Origin of the sequence: Streptomyces sp. Je 1-4 4N24, assembly GCF_026239515.1 — a bacterium.
Lineage (GTDB): Bacteria > Actinomycetota > Actinomycetes > Streptomycetales > Streptomycetaceae > Streptomyces > Streptomyces nigrescens.
Window position 1 is genome coordinate 949921 of sequence record NZ_CP110836.1, and the last position, 14818, is coordinate 964738.

15 protein-coding genes are annotated in these 14818 nt (G+C 71.7%); 7 read left to right on the forward strand and 8 right to left on the reverse strand.

Translation table 11 applies throughout. The features are described 5' to 3' along the window. Positions 1-92 precede the first annotated feature (92 nt). A complete protein-coding gene (locus SLV14N_RS03870) occupies positions 93-281 on the reverse strand; it encodes a hypothetical protein (protein ID WP_263268053.1) in 189 nt (62 codons plus the stop codon). Positions 282-515: 234 nt separating this feature from the next. On the opposite strand from SLV14N_RS03870, the gene SLV14N_RS03875 reads away from it, so the two are divergent. Then, entirely contained in the window at positions 516-1217 is a 702-nt protein-coding gene (locus SLV14N_RS03875; protein ID WP_263268055.1) for a TVP38/TMEM64 family protein, read from the forward strand. 195 nt (positions 1218-1412) lie between these two features. After that, positions 1413-2285, forward strand: coding sequence for an undecaprenyl-diphosphate phosphatase (locus SLV14N_RS03880; RefSeq protein ID WP_208679742.1), 873 nt, complete (start codon positions 1413-1415; stop codon positions 2283-2285). Between the two features lie 39 nt (positions 2286-2324). On the opposite strand, the gene SLV14N_RS03885 is transcribed toward SLV14N_RS03880, so the two are convergent. Next, positions 2325-3284: an SDR family oxidoreductase gene (locus SLV14N_RS03885; protein ID WP_263268056.1), complete on the reverse strand. Its 960-nt coding sequence runs from the start codon at positions 3282-3284 to the stop codon at positions 2325-2327. Positions 3285-3430: 146 nt separating this feature from the next. Then, entirely contained in the window at positions 3431-4288 is an 858-nt protein-coding gene (locus tag SLV14N_RS03890; protein WP_263268057.1) for a hypothetical protein, read from the reverse strand. Positions 4289-4524: 236 nt separating this feature from the next. Between SLV14N_RS03890 and SLV14N_RS03895 the strand changes: the two genes are divergently transcribed. Then, complete coding sequence (locus tag SLV14N_RS03895) at positions 4525-5391, forward strand: hypothetical protein (protein WP_263268059.1); 867 nt, start codon at positions 4525-4527, stop codon at positions 5389-5391. Here SLV14N_RS03895 and SLV14N_RS03900 read toward each other — a convergent pair. Next, positions 5388-6266: a hypothetical protein gene (locus SLV14N_RS03900; RefSeq protein WP_263268061.1), complete on the reverse strand. Its 879-nt coding sequence runs from the start codon at positions 6264-6266 to the stop codon at positions 5388-5390. The two genes, SLV14N_RS03895 and SLV14N_RS03900, sit on opposite strands and share 4 nt — an antisense overlap. Positions 6267-6371: 105 nt before the next feature. Between SLV14N_RS03900 and SLV14N_RS03905 the strand changes: the two genes are divergently transcribed. Beyond that, positions 6372-7262, forward strand: coding sequence for a S41 family peptidase (locus SLV14N_RS03905; RefSeq protein ID WP_208679746.1), 891 nt, complete (start codon positions 6372-6374; stop codon positions 7260-7262). 107 nt (positions 7263-7369) lie between these two features. On the opposite strand, the gene SLV14N_RS03910 is transcribed toward SLV14N_RS03905, so the two are convergent. Together SLV14N_RS03910 and SLV14N_RS03915 are read right to left on the reverse strand one after the other, a co-directional pair. Beyond that, a complete protein-coding gene (locus tag SLV14N_RS03910) occupies positions 7370-7600 on the reverse strand; it encodes a hypothetical protein (RefSeq protein ID WP_208679747.1) in 231 nt (76 codons plus the stop codon). Between the two features lie 2 nt (positions 7601-7602). Beyond that, a complete protein-coding gene (locus SLV14N_RS03915; protein ID WP_263268063.1) occupies positions 7603-7854 on the reverse strand; it encodes a DUF6400 family protein in 252 nt (83 codons plus the stop codon). A 339-nt stretch (positions 7855-8193) separates the two neighbouring features. On the opposite strand from SLV14N_RS03915, the gene SLV14N_RS03920 reads away from it, so the two are divergent. After that, positions 8194-8733, forward strand: a complete 540-nt coding sequence (locus SLV14N_RS03920) for a hypothetical protein (protein ID WP_263268065.1) — start codon at positions 8194-8196, stop codon at positions 8731-8733. A gap of 307 nt (positions 8734-9040) precedes the next feature. On the opposite strand, the gene SLV14N_RS03925 is transcribed toward SLV14N_RS03920, so the two are convergent. Further along, positions 9041-9745, reverse strand: a complete 705-nt coding sequence (locus SLV14N_RS03925) for a TetR/AcrR family transcriptional regulator (RefSeq protein WP_263268067.1) — start codon at positions 9743-9745, stop codon at positions 9041-9043. Positions 9746-10027: 282 nt separating this feature from the next. Here SLV14N_RS03925 and SLV14N_RS03930 point away from each other — a divergent pair, with 282 nt between their 5' ends. Continuing rightward, the gene (locus SLV14N_RS03930; protein WP_263268069.1) at positions 10028-11554 is read left to right on the forward strand and encodes an APC family permease; all 1527 of its coding nucleotides are present in this window, start codon (positions 10028-10030) and stop codon (positions 11552-11554) included. A gap of 88 nt (positions 11555-11642) precedes the next feature. After that, entirely contained in the window at positions 11643-13340 is a 1698-nt protein-coding gene (locus SLV14N_RS03935; RefSeq protein WP_263268070.1) for an amidohydrolase, read from the forward strand. Positions 13341-13450: 110 nt separating this feature from the next. On the opposite strand, the gene SLV14N_RS03940 is transcribed toward SLV14N_RS03935, so the two are convergent. Continuing rightward, positions 13451-14779: an ROK family transcriptional regulator gene (locus SLV14N_RS03940; protein WP_208679752.1), complete on the reverse strand. Its 1329-nt coding sequence runs from the start codon at positions 14777-14779 to the stop codon at positions 13451-13453. Positions 14780-14818 lie beyond the last annotated feature (39 nt).

The window sequence follows — 14818 nt, forward strand, 5'->3', positions numbered from 1 at the left end:
AATGCGGTGAGAACGGCGACTTGGCGCCGTGGGGACCCCTGAACCCGGCCGACCCTCCCCCTGCGGGGTCCGCCGGAACGATCCGGAGAGGGTCAGCTTCGTGCGCCGTCGGTGGCTGCGGCGGCCGGGACACCGGCTGCGGCGACAGCGGTTGCCGCAGCCACCGAGGCGGCACCTGCGGGTGCGAAGACCGCTGCGGCGAGGGCCGTGAGGAGGTCGACGGCAGCCTTCGGCGCGTCCGCGACTGCGGACGGGAGCGCGAGGAAGGCGTGCCGGAACATGCGTCATATGGTGCCGGTCGGCCGCCCCGGCGTCGAACGATTTATCCGGCCTCCGATACGGCCCGGCGGCGCACGGCGGCCCGCCGCATCCGGGACCTGGCAGCGCCCGGCACACGTCATCGGGCGCATCGAGCATGCCGTCCGCGGACGGGGCGGTACGGCGAGGCGCTCGGCTCCGGGGGCGTGCGGGCCGGATGACGGCTTACTGGCGCCGCTGTCGGTTACGCTCCCCGGATGTTCCCGCCCGCCGCAACGCCCGACGGCCTCGCCGCGTGCTGCACGCGTGTGCTGTTCTCCCCCTGGGCCCGGCTCGGGCTGCTGGTGACCCTGCTGGCCTGTGCCGCGGCCACGATGCTGCTGTGGCAGCCGCAGCACCTCCTCACCGGCGGCCGGCCCGGCCACCTGTCCGGCCCGGCCGCCATCCTGCTCTTCGCGCTGGCGTACGGCGGGTGCACGACCGCTTTCGTGCCGCGCCCGGTCCTCAACCTCGCGGCGGGCGCCCTCTTCGGCAGCCAGGCCGGACTGGCCGCCGCCCTCGCCGGGACGGTGCTCGGCGCCGGGCTGGCATTCGGGCTCGGCCGGCTCCTCGGGCAGGACGCCTTGCGTCCGTTGCTGCGCGCCCGCTGGCTGACGGCCGCCGACCGGCAGTTGAGCGAGCACGGCTTCCGCTCGATGCTGGCCCTCCGGCTCTTCCCCGGTCTGCCGTTCTGCGCCACGAACTACTGCGCCGCGGTCTCCCGGATGGGCTGGTTCCCCTTCCTCCTCGCGACGGCGCTCGGCAGCATCCCGAACACCGCGGCGTATGCCGTCGCCGGCGCGCGTGCTTCCACGCCCACCTCGCCGGTCTTTCTCCTCGCCCTGGGCTTCATCGCCGTCAGCGCTCTGGGCGCACTGGTGGTGGCCTGGCGCAAACGGAAGACGCTGCGCGGCCGCTGAACGCGGTGGGGCGGGCAACGGATTCCGCAGCGGCCGCAGCGGGCGGGCACGGTAGGTCCAGGCCCCTTTGGTCGCCCGGACATCTTCGGACGTTACGCTGCCCGGGACGGCGGTGATCCGCATCCGCCGCCACTGTCCGCTTTCTCCCGTCTCGCGCAGGTCAGCGCTTGATCACCCTTGGATAGCGTATTTTCCATGTCTTGGTTTGAATCTTTCGTCCTCGGACTTGTCCAAGGGCTGACCGAGTTCCTGCCCATCTCCTCCAGCGCGCATCTCCGTTTGACCGCGGCGTTCGCCGGCTGGCAGGACCCCGGTGCGGCGTTCACCGCCATCACGCAGATCGGCACCGAAGCGGCCGTCATCATCTACTTCCGCAAGGACATCGGGCGGATCATCTCGACGTGGTCCCGCTCCCTCTTCAACCGGGAGCTGCGGCACGATCATGACGCCCAGATGGGCTGGCTGGTGATCGTCGGCTCGATCCCGATCGGTGTGCTGGGCATCACGCTCAAGGACGCCATCGAGGGCCCGTTCCGCGATCTGCGCCTGATCGCCACCACCCTCATCGTCATGGGTGTGGTCCTCGGCATCGCCGACCGGCTGGCCGCCCGCGACGAGACCGGCGGCCGGCACCGCGCCGCCCAGCAGCGCAAGACCCTCACCGACCTCAGCGTCAAGGACGGTCTCCTGTACGGCGTCTGCCAGGCCATGGCGCTCGTCCCCGGCGTCTCCCGCTCCGGCGCCACGATCAGCGGCGGTCTCCTGATGGGCTACACCCGCGAATCCGCCGCCCGTTACTCCTTCCTGCTCGCCATCCCGGCAGTACTGGCCTCCGGCGTCTACGAGCTCAAGGACGCCGGCGAGGGGCATGTCTCCTGGGGCCCCACCGTCTTCGCCACGGTCATCGCCTTCGTCGTCGGCTATGCAGTGATCGCATGGTTCATGAAGTTCATCTCCAACAAGTCCTTCATGCCCTTCGTCATCTACCGCATCCTCCTGGGCATAGCCCTGTTCGCCCTGGTCGCGGCGGGGACGCTGACGCCGCACGCGGGCGAGACGGCGGGCTAGAACGGGCGCGGACCTCCACCGCCGCCCCGGCAGGAACCGTCAGCGGTAACCGGTGTCGTCGGCGGGGAGGTCCCGCTCCTGGACCTCGGCGAGGTAGCGCCAGCAGTCCGGCCGGGTGCCGTCGGTGTCGGTGAACCCGTAGAGGGGGGCGAGTTGACCGCTGGAGACGACCTTGCCCGTCCAGCGCGCGACGTCCGGGTCGGCGGCGAGCGCGACAACCGCCCGCGCGACATAGACCGGGGACTCGGCAATGCAGAAATGCGGCACGTTGACGGTCGCTTCCCGCCAGTTGTCCTCGGTCACACCGAACGCCTCCAGCATCTTCTCCGAGCGCAGCCAGCCGGGGGTCACGGCGACGGCGGAGGCGCCGTGCGGCACGAGTTCATGGCTCTGGGCCAGCGTCATCCGCTGCACCGCCGCCTTGACCAGGTCGTAGTAGAAGCCCTCGTGGTGGCGGTAGGCGGCGTTGTACTCCGCGGTCCCGTCGGTCATCTCGATCACCAGCCCGCCGGGGCGCCGGATGAGCAGCGGCAGCGCGTGATGGCTGGTGATCGCATGGGTGTCGATGCCCATGCGCAGCATCCGTAGCCCGCCGCTGAGGTCGTGCTCCCACAGGGTCGTGCCGAACTGGGCGTAAGTGTCGCCGCCGAAGATGTCGTTGACGAGGACATCGAGGCGGCCGTGGTCCCGGTCGATGCGCCGGACGAGGTCGCGGACCTGGTCGCTGTCGAGGTGGTCCACCCGCAGGGCCGTCCCGGTGCCCCCGGCCGCGGTGATCAGCTCACCGGTCTCCTCGATCGTCTCCGGCCGGTTGATCTCCGACCGTCCCGCGGTCCGGCTGCTGCGCCCGGTCGCGTACACGACGGCGCCCGCGCGGGCGAGTTCCACCGCGATCGCCCGCCCGGCGCCCCGTGTGGCGCCGGCCACCAGCGCCACCTTCCCCTCCAGCGCTCCCCCGGGGCCGTGCGGCGCGCCCGCCCCCGCCTCGTTCGTCACCATGGCTGCGGCCTGCTCCCTTCTTCTCGTCCCCGCGCCGGGGAATCCGGGCGGGGACGCGCCGTCCCGGGCCGGGCCGATGACGGCCTGCGAGGCAGGGTACGTACATGTCGCAATCGAATCGGGCTCCGTCAGGAACCGAGGTGATATCAGGAACTCAGGTGATATTGGGCCCAGGGCTGATGGGCCGGCGCGGGCTCCTCGTGCGAGGGCGCGAGGGTGCCCCACGGGGCGAGAGCGCTGTCCCATTCGGAGGCCAGGGCGGCCATGTCCGGGACGGACTCCGTGGACGGCATCGTGCCGGTGTGCCAGGCGGACGCCATGGGGTGCGCCGAGGGCGCGGCGTTCCAGGAGGACGTCTGCTGTGCGGGGATGGTGTATTCGGATTCATGCACATCGCCGGGGCCGCGCCGGTGGCGTCCCGCATGGGTTTCCGCCGGCCCCGGATAGAACCGCCCCTGGGCGGAGAGTTGTTGGGCCCGGGTGACCAGGCGGGTGAGGTCGAGCCCGAATTCAGCGGCAAGTTCCCGCAGATCCACCCCGGTCTGCCAACTGCCGATGAGCACCGCGTCCATCGCCGGGGACCAGGTCTGCTCCGACGCCCCCACGCCGCCGGTGGCCTCGCGGGTGGCGCCGGCGGGGCGCGCTCCGGCGGACAGGTTCTGGTGGGAATAATCGACCGCGGGCTCCGGTGCCGGTGCGGCCTCCTCGGGCTGCGGTGACGCGGCAGGTGTGGCGGCCGCCAGCAATTCGTCAGCGACGGCGCGGGCGTCCTCCTTGCCCACCGTGCGCCGGGCGATCCGCACTTCCCGCTCGTTCAAACCGAACAGACCGGCCACCGCGCCGGTACTGCCCACCGTCACCGCGAATGCCGCCAGAACCCGCGACCGGTCGGCCTGGGCCTCGTCAAGCCTGGCCTGCGCCTCGCGCACACGCTCGTCACCCAGGCAAAACGCTTCTGCCAGCACGGCGTTGCGGTCCCACAACTCTCTAGGATCCATACTCATTCAACGCCTCTTGCGCGCAGGTGTCCCGACCTGGCTCAGCAAAGCACCCCAAAGCACCCATCGAACCACCAGATGAAAATCGTCTTGGGTGCTTGGCTTCCGATGCGTCCGGACCCGATGCGATGTCATACGCCCTGGCCACAGGCCCGCGTTCCTCCGCAAGGCGGATTGTCAGTGCCGTGAGCTACTGTCCCGATCAGTCCATCTTCCGATTTCCAGGTGTTCATGGGGGGACCGTGGCTCACCGCTCCCGTATCTCGTTTCGCGTCGTCGGGGCGCTGCTGACCGGCGCCGTGCTGTGCGGCACGGCGGCCTGCACGGCGGACAGCTCGCCCGATGACCGCTCCCGCGCGCCGGTTCGCCCCAACAAAACAACGGTGGCCGCGGTGCAGAAGGCCGTCAAGAAGGGCGCTGAGCTCAACTCCCTGTCATATCGCGTCTCCGGCAAGGTCCCCGGGCAGGGAACCGTCGAGGGCACGGCGTCCTTCAGCCTCCGCCCGCGCGCCGCCGATATGCGGATGACGGCGTCCGGAGGCGCGCAGGAGGGCGAGTTCTCGGTGCGGCTCGTGGGGGACGCGGGGTATCTCGGCGGGGGCGGGCGAGCGGCTGCCCTGCTGGACGGCAAGCACTGGCTCAAGTTCGCCTTGGAGGACACGGAGGCCGGCGGTTTCGGGGGCATGCTGCGACAGGCCGACCAGGATCCGGCGGCGCAGGCGTCCTTGCTTGCGCAGTCCGATGACGTCAAGAAGGTCGGTGAGGAGACCGTCGGCGGGGTGCGGACGACGCATTACGCCGGAGTGGTCGACGTGTCGGGGCCGGCGAAGAAGCGGGCCGGCAAGAGCCCGCTGGACGCCGGGCGCCACACGAAGGTCGTCGAGCAGTACCAGCAGCTCGGGGTGAGCGAGCTGCACCTCGACCTCTGGGTCGGCCCCGGCGACCGCACGGTGAAGGTCCGGGAGCGCGCGCGGGCGGCCCAGGGGCCGCTGGACGTGTCCATACGGTTCCTCGCCGCCAACAAGCCGGTCACGGTCCAGGCCCCGCCCGCTTCCGACACGATGGATCTGGCACAGAAGCTCAGGGAGGCGAGCAAGCGGCTGGGCTAGAAGCCGGGGTCGCGTCGTACGGGCTCGTCGAGGTGGGGCAGGCCGATCGGGTTGGGGAAGGGGAGGACATCAGCGGCCAGGATGCGCCGGACCACGGGCTCCAGGCCCTGCAGCAGCGCCTCGGTCTCCGCCTCGGGCAGCGCGCGCAGCAGCCGGCCGGCCAGCCGGTCGGTCGCCTTCTCGATGCGCTCCCGTTCCTGCCGGCCATGGCCGGTCGCGTCGCCGTGTGCGTCCACGAGGCCACGGGAGCGCAGCCGGTCCGTCGCGGCGGCCCACTCCTCCTCGCTCCAGCCGCGGTCCTCCCGCATGGTGTCCTTGGGTACGCGACCGGACGCGGCGGCCAGGACCAATGCCTCGCAGCCGTCCAGGCCCTCGTCGGCGAGCACGGCGTGGTGCGCATCGCCCCTGAACTCCCGGACGGTAGTGGCCAGTTGCCACAAGCGCTCGACGGGGTCGGCGTGATCGCACAGCGCACGGTTGGCGGCGAACAGGGGCCGCGCGGTGGCCGGCGCATCGTCGACGATCGTCTTGAGCGGGGGCAGCAGCTCGGCCGCTGTGTGCTCCAGCTCGGGGTCGACCCGGCGCAGTGCGTGGGCCGCTCGGCCGCCGCGCTCGTCGAGCACATGCGCCGGGCCGACGATGCTCCAGGCCGCCGGCAGCGCACGGGCGACCATCCCCGGCGCGAAGACGCCGAGGACGGCCGTGGCCGCCGCGGGTTCCACGGCCCCCAAGGGAGCGGTGCGCGAGGCGAAATACCCCATCCAGAAACCCTTGAGACCAAGATCCTTGCCCAGGTCGCGGCAGCGCTCGTCGAAGTAGCAGACCGCGTGCAGTGGCTCGGTCAACAGCCAAAGCGATCGTGCTTGCAGCTCCATGCACCGCACGCTACCGCCGCCCGGCGTCCGGCGCAGCGCACCGGAACGCGAAGACCGCCCGCACCACCCCGGCAGCGGGCAACGACCGATTCGAGAGGCACCACCATGACCGGCAACGCACAGATCATTGACCGCGCCCTCGGCCGTATCGTCGCGGGCTATGTCTTTCCGCGGCGCGCCGTGGAGATCGACCGGGCGATCCGCGCCCGGCTGGCAGCCGGTGAGTACGACGCACTGGACGGGACCGAGCTCTGTGCGGCGGTGACGGCGCATCTGCAGGAGGCCTGCCCGGACAAGCACCTCAGACTGCTGTGGCAGGACGAGCACCGGTCCACCGAGCCGGAGGACGATGACGCGGGCCAGGCGGCCTTTCTCGCACTGATGCGGGAGCAGAACCAGGGCATCCGGCGCGTCGAGCAGCTCGACGGCAATATCGGCTGTCTCGACATCCGGCGGATAGCCGACGCGGGGGAAGGCGCCCGTGCGATCGGCGCGGCCATGGAACTGGTCGCGCACACCCGCGCCCTGATTCTCGATCTGCGGGAGTGCCGGGGCGGCGCCCCCGAGGGTGCCGCGATGTGGTGCAGCTATTTCTTCCCCGACGACCAGGTGCACCTCAACGACATCTACGAGCGCTCCACCGACTCCACCCGGCAGTTCTGGACCCTGTCGCACCTGCCCGCGCCGCGCTATCTCGACCGTCCGGTGTATGTCCTCACCAGCGCGACCACGTTCTCGGGCGGCGAGGACGTGGCGTACACCCTGCAGGCGCTCGGGCGCGCCGAGCTGGTCGGTGAGACGACCCGGGGCGGGGCGCACCCCACGGGCCGGCATCCGGTGACCGAGCACATCACCGTCACCGTGCCGACGGCCCGGACCACCAACGCGGTCACGGGTACCAACTGGGAGGGCGTCGGCGTGCGGCCGGATCGTGCCGTGGCGGCCGGTGAGGCGCTCGAGATCGCGCATCAGGAGGCGATGCGACGTCTGTCGTGAGGGGGACGGGAGCCGCACGGAGGGGTGGGCCGGGCCGTGGCCGGCCGGGCCGTGGCCGGCCGGGCCGTGGCCGTCCGGGCCGTGGCCGTCCGCCGGTGGTTGCGCCGTCAGCCGTCGGTGCGGCCGCCGGCCCCGAAGCCCGACTGCCAGGCCCACAGGTGGGTGCAGTTGGGGCACTGGAGATGCAGCACACTGCCCTTGTTCGACAGCAGGTAGCGCCAGTGGTCGGCACAGGTGCGGCCCTCGCTGCAGGTTCCGCAGCCCTGATGGTCCTGGCAGCTGGGGCAGGGGACCCAGGCCCGGCGGCCGATATCGGCGGTGGGGTCGAGCGGCAGCATGCTCAGGCCTGCCCGGAGGCCGGCAGCACCCCGGCGGCGACCAGCGCGTCGTACGTGGCCTGCTGCTCCGCGTCCAGGCCGGAGTAGAGGAGCCGGTACGCGTCCGCCTCACCCTCCATCACCGCGAGGGGGTCCCAGGTGTCGCCCAGCGCCGCGAGCACTTCGGTCCGCCGCTGGGTTTCGTGCGCGGTGAGGTCGAACTCGAAGATCCGGTGTTCCGGTATCCGGGGTTCCGAGATGTTGCGGTCGTTCACGGTGCGCGTCCCATGCCACTTGCGGATGATTCGGACGTGTCTATCAAGTGGCACGGCACTGAGGAAGCGTCAGGGGGTGAGGGCCGGAACTACGGACCGGCAGACGCAAGGGGTGATGGCACAGCGCGAGGCGGTGAAACGCAGGAGAAGCGGGCAATTCGGAAATCACGTGGGGGATATTCTTTACGGTATGCCCGATATATTCAGCAATTCAGGGCGTGATGCAATTCATCCTTGCCGCGTCGATCATCGGCCGGGGGGCCGCGGCCACCGGCCCTGTTGACGCGCCTCGCCGGCCGGGCCACGCTCGGGCCCTCACCCCTCTCCCAGGAGGTATCCATGATCCGACGTACGACGGCGACCGGGCTCGGCATTGTCATGCTCGCGGCGGGGGCCCTGGTGGGGGCGGCCGCCACCTCGTACGCCGCTGCTCCCGGCACCGCCGGAGCGGCTCCGCGGCCCGGCCCCGGGCTGTTCGCCAAGCTCACCCACGCCCAGGCCACCGCGAAGTTCCGGGCGCCCGGCATCAGCTGGTCCTCCAGTGGCGGCTGCTCGGACCGGAACAACCCCCGTTGCACCTCGTTCGACCAGATCAACTCGGCCACCGTGGACGGCGTGATCACCCTGAAGGGCGCCACCGGCTGTGCGATCAACCTGACCGGCGGCACCGAGACCGGCCATGCCAGCGGCACCTACAGCCACTGGAACGGCTACAAGGTCGACTTCAGCCTCTCCTCGTGCCTGACCAGCTACATCACCGGCACCTTCACCTCCATCGGCGGCTCCAAGTGGAAGTCCGGCAGCGGGAACGTCTACTACAAGGAGGGCGACCACTGGGATGTGACGTACTACAACTGTGGCGGCTGCCTGGCCGGCTAGGAGGCGCCGGGAGCTCCGCCGCCTCGCGGCCGGCCGGTGACCACAGGTGATGGTGTGCACGACGGGCCGCCGGTCGGGGAGGCCAGCAGAATCACGGTTGCGAAGGTCTCGTCGGTGTCGATGACGGGATCGGGCCCAGGGAGCGGAGCGGCGGGGACGGAGACGGGGACGGAGCCAACCTCTGAGGCGGGGTCGGCCACCGCGTCAGACATGACTCGGTTCCCGTCGTTGCCGGAGATGCCTCAGCCATGGAAGGGGGATGCCTCATGGTGGCACCGGGACGAGCGGAATGCCGGGATCATCCCCTTCACCTCGCCCGCTCCGCCGCCTCCTGCCGGATGGCCGCGATGAGCAGATCGAGCGCCGGCTCGACGGCCGAGCCCCCCATGAGCGGCAGATGCTCCCGTACGCGGTGCAGACTCGGGTAGTCCTCCGCGGGCAGGTTGCCGTACTCGTCCTGCCAGGCCTGTTCGTCCGCCGCGCGCTGGGCGGGAGCCAGCCGCAGGACGCCGGCGTCCACGGCCGCATGACCGAGGGCGGTGTCCACGAGGGTGTGGTAGTGCCGGACGGCGGTGGCGTCGTCGAAGCCGGCCTGGAGCAGCAGGCCGATCCCCGTGTCGACGGCGTGCTGCTCATGGGGCCGGCCGGTGACCCGGACGGTGCTGAACACGGCGATCTGCGGATGACGCAGCGCGGAGCGGTACGCCCGCAGTGTGAGGTCGCGCAGATCGGCGGCCCAGTCGCCGCCGGGCGTGAAGCCGGCCATGGACTCGCCGATGAGCCGGTCGGCCAGCGCCAGCAGCAGATCCTCGGTGTTGCGGAAGTAGCGGTAGACGGCGGAGGGATCGGCGCCCAGCGCCGCGCCGAGTTTGCGCACGGTGAAGGCCTGCGCCCCCTGGGCGTCGATGAGTTCACATGCGGCGTCGACGATGAGATCGGCCGACAGGACCACGCCTGAACTGGTCGGCCGGCGCCGCTTGCGCTCGACCGGGACGCGCTCGCTCTCCGCCACGCCGAACCCCTCCGCTTTCACTCCACCCCGGCCCCCGGTCCCTATCGGAGCCAGTTAACCACCAGGTTACGTCAACACCGTTGACACAAGAATGAACGGCCTGTTTCATCGGCGGACATAGACGGACCGCCGCGGTGCCGCATCCCGCACCACCCCTTTCCGTACGACGCGGCCGGGCCCCGATCCCGGGCCCGGTCCGCGCCGCTCTGCTCCGCCCCGCCCGCACCTTCCGTTCCCCAAGGGCCGAGACCGGTCCGGCCCGCCGTCCAAGGAGTGAGTGCCATGCCTTCCGCAGTGCAGCAGGACCCCGGCCCGGCGAGAATGCGCCGCTCGCTGGGGGTGAAGGACGGGGTGGCGATCGCCGCGTCGAGCACCGCCGCGACCACCAGCATCGGCATCGGCATGGGCACCCTGGCCGCGTACGCCGGCCGGCAGACGCCCGCCCTGTTGCTGCTGGCCTTTGTGCCCATCCTCGGCATCGCGCTGTCGTACGCCCGGCTCAACCGCAGCGAGCCGAACTGCGGCAGCGGCTACACCTGGGTGGGGCGGTCCATCGGCCCGTGGCCCGGATTCCTGACCGGCTGGGTGGTGCTGGTCGGTAACGTGATCTTCATGGCGTACACGGGGGCGGTGACCGGCTCCGTCGTGCTCCAGTTCCTCAACAAGCTGGGCCTGTACAGCGTGTGGGGACTCCGGCTGGATCCGGCCTCGACCGGCATCAGCACCGCCGTGGGCCTGGTCGCGCTGGTCGTCGTCACCCTCACCGCCATCACGGGCGTGCGGGCCGCGACCCGGCTGCAGATGGGGTTGCTGATCTTCGAGTACGTGGTCCTGCTGGTCTTCTGCGGCTACGCCCTGTTCGTCGGCGACCAGCCGTTCTCGCTGTCCTGGCTCAACCCCTTGGAGATCGGCTCACCGCAGGCCGTGGCCCAGGGGATGGTGCTGGCGGTGTTCTTCTACTGGGGCTGGGACGCCGCGTTCAGCGTCAACGAGGAGACCCGCAGCTCCACCGACGCGGCCCGCGGCGGACTGATCGCGCTGGTGGTGATGATGGGCCTGTTCCTCGTCGGCTCGCTCGCCTTCCAGCGGGTGATGAGCACCGGGGAACTGATGCACAACGGACCGCAGGCGCTCACCTTTCTCGGCGCCCAACTGGCCCCGGAACCCTGGGCCTCGCTGCCCCTCGCCGCCCTGATGTGCTCCGCCTTCGCCTCCCTCCAGTCAAGCGTCATCCCCACCGCCCGCGGTGCGCTGGCGATGGCCCGCGACCGGACGCTGGGCCCGGTCTGGCAGCGCGTGCACCCGCGCTACGGCTCCCCCGCCGTGGGCACCCTGCTGATCATGGCCCTCGCCGCGCTGCTCGCCGTGCTCGCGGTCGGCATCCCCAAGCTCAACGACATGATCCTCACGGCCGTCAACTCGATCGGCCTGACCGTGGCCCTCTACTACGGACTCACCGCGCTCGCCTGCGCGGTGCGCTTCCGCCACAGCCTGCGCGCCGGAGCCGTGCGCGCGCTCCGGGACGTGGTCGTTCCGGCGGCGAGCGCGCTGGCGCTGTTCGGGCTCGGCAGCTACCTCGTCTGGGACTACGCGACCATGAGCGACCACTTCGAGGCGAGCCCGGACAACGGCTGGTTCATGCTGCTGCTCCCCACCCTCTTCATCCTGGCCGGCCTGGCGACCGCCGCCTGGGCCAAGTGGGTACGCCGCGCCCCGTACTTCCGCACCGGCCGGGGGACGGACGCCGATGCGATCACCCTGCCGATGGACGGGGACAGCGGCCCGCTCCCGAGCCCCGTGGAGAGCTGACCCACGCCCGATCCGACCCCTCGCCTCACCCGCCCGAGCCCTTGCGGCCACCACACCACACTCCCCACACCACTGGAGCACTCACCACATGGATCTCAGCACCACCCCGGACGCCCGCACCCCCGGCTCCGCCGAGGGCGGCCCCGCGGACCTCGTCTTCCTCGCCGGTCCCGTGCACACCGTCGACTCCGCGCGCACCCGGGCGAGCGCGGTGGCGGTACGCGGCGACCGCATCCTCGCCGTCGGGCACGAGGAGGAGGTCCGCGCGCTGATCGGGCCCGCCACGGAGGTCGTCGATCTGCACGGCAAGCTGCTCATCCCCGGGTTCCAGGACGCACATGTCCATCCGGTCGGCGGCGGGCGGGAGTTGGCGCTGTGCGATCTGAGCGCGGCGGTCACCGCCGAGGCGTACCGCGAACTGATCAGCGCATACGCGGCGGCGCATCCGCAGACTCCCTGGATCACGGGCGGCGGCTGGTCCATGGAGGCGTTCCCCGGCGGGATGCCGACCCGTGAGTTCCTGGACGCGCTCGTTCCCGACCGACCGGTGTTCCTCGTCAACCGCGATCACCACGGCGGCTGGGCCAACTCCTGCGCCCTGGAACGGGCCGGGCTCACCGACCGTACGCCGGACCCGTCCGACGGGCGGATCGAGCGGGACGCAGACGGCCGGCCGACCGGCATGCTCCAGGAAGGCGCCATGCAGCTGGTGGCCGGCCTGATCCCGGACCCGACGGTCGCCGAGCAGACCGAGGGACTGCTCCGGGCGCAGCGCCTCCTCCACGGGTACGGAGTGACCGCCTGGCAGGACGCGATGCTGGGTTACGCCCCCGGAATGCCCGACGTCACCCCCGCGTATGTGGCCGCCCGGCGCGACGGGAAGCTCACCGCACGGGTGACCGGGGCACTGTGGTGGGACCGGGCACGCGGAGCGGAACAGATCCCCGAACTCATCGCCCGGCGCGCCGAGTTGACCGCGGGGCGGCTGCAGGCGACCAGCGTCAAGATCATGCAGGACGGGATCGCCGAGAACCACACGGCCGCGATGCTCACCCCCTACCTCACCGCCTGCGGCTGTGCCTCCGACAACAGCGGCATCTCGTTCATCGACCCCGAGGCGCTGCGGAGCTATGTCACCCGGCTGGACGCGGAGGGCTTCCAGGTGCACTTCCACGCCCTGGGCGACCGGGCCGTGCGCGAGGCGCTGGACGCGGTCGAGGCGGCCCGGCGGACGAACGGCATGCGCGACACCCGGCCGCACCTGGCCCACCTCCAGGTCGTGCACCCCGAGGACATTCCGCGCTTCCGCCGGCTCGGGGCGACCGCGAACATCCAGGCGCTGTGGGCGGCCCACGAACCGCAGATGGACGAGCTGACCATTCCGTTCCTGGGGCCCCGGCGCGCCGCCTGGCAGTACCCGTTCGGAGATCTGCTGCGTTCGGGCGCCACCCTGGCGGCGGGCAGTGACTGGCCGGTCAGCTCCCCCGACCCGATCGCCGCGCTGCATGTCGCGGTCAACCGCCGTGCGCCGGAGGACCCGCCGCCGGCGCCGGTCTTCCTGCCCGAGCAGCGCATCGACCTGGGTGCGGCGCTCGCCGCGTACACGGCCGGCAGCGCCTACGCCAACCACCTCGACGAGACCGGCACCATCCAGCCCGGAAAGCTGGCCGATCTGGTCGTGCTCGACCGCGATCCGTTCGACGGTCCCGACGAGGAGATCGCCTCGACCCGTGTGCTGCAGACGTTCGTCGGGGGACAGCGGGTGTACGCGGCCGAGGACGCCTGAGAACCCGGCATAGGGGCTCACCCTTCGGCGCGGCCGGCCGGCCCGTCCGGCCGGCCGCGCCTCCCGTTCCGGAGGCTCAGGGACGGGCCGGGCGCCGCACCACCGCCCCGTCAGCCGCGCCCCGCCCGTGCCCGTTCCTCCAGGGCCGTCCGCCATCCCGGCTCCGTCACCCGCGCGCCCGGATCGGGGGCCGGTGCGGCGCGCCGCCGCCCCCCGTTGGCGAAGAAGTCCGCCAGCGGCAGCGTCGCCGCGCCGACCGTGACGGCGTCGGGGCCGAGCCTGCCGAGGTCGATGGTGACCCGGCCGGCAGGGTGTGCCAGGGAGTAGGCGGTGGCATGGGCGCGGACCGCGGGGAGGAGGTGCGGGCCGAGCTGGAGGCCGGCCCAGCCGCCGATGAGGACACGTTCGGGGCTGAAGAGGTTGATCAGGTCGGAGATGCCCGCGCCGAGGTACTCCGCGGTCTCGTCGAGGACGGAGCGCGCGACCGGGTCGGCGGCCGGACCGCCGGCCGGTGGGTGAGCGGCGGCGACCAGCGCCGCGAGCGCCGTCTCCTCGTCGGCGTCCGGGGGCGGTTGGCCGCCCGCCTCCTGCCAGCGCTGCAGCAGCGCCTCGGATCCGGTGTAGGCCTCCAGACAGCCGCGGGCGCCGCAGCGGCAGCGCCGGCCGCCGACGCTGACCGTCAGATGCCCCCATTCACCGGCGCTGTCGCGTGCCCCGCCGTCGATGACGCCGTCGGTGACAAGGCAGGCGCCGACCCCCGAACCGAAGAGCACGATGGCCGCGTTCTCGGCGCCCCGGCCGCCGCCGAACCACATCTCGGCCTGGCCGAGGGCCTTGGCGCCGTTGCTGAGGAAGAAGCCCACACCGGGCGGGAGGGCGACGGTGTGGTGCAGCAGCTCCTCCAGCGGGACGGCGTCCCAGCCGATGGTCTGGCCGTGGACGACCGCGCCGCCGGGCCGGCTCCGGTCGAGGATGCCGGGGACCCCGACACCGACGCCGAGCAGCCGGCCGGGGGACGCCTCGCTCTCCCGCAGCACGGTCGCGATGCCGTCGGCGATATGGCGGACGATCAGGTCCACGTCGTAGCCGTGGTGCCGTAACGGGAGTTCCGAGCGGGCCAGTTCTCCCATGGCGAGATCGAAGAGTTCGACCCTGACGCGGGTTTCACCCACGTCCACACCGATCAGACAGCCGCTCCCCGGGGCCACCCGTAGCAGGGTCCGCGGCCGGCCGCCGTCGGACCCGACCACACCGGCCTCCTCCAGCAGTCCCTCCTCGATGAGTTCGGCGACCACATTGCTGACGGAGCCTGAACTGAGGCCCGTTGCGGGCCCGAGTTCCTGCCGGCTCATGGGACCGTCGGAATACAGCCGTTGCAGAACCGCGGTGCGATTGGCCCTGCGCAGGTCACGCACGGTCCGTTGGGTGCGTTCGGCCATCCGGTTCCCCTCCCTCCCGGCCGGCTGCCGGTGTTCGCT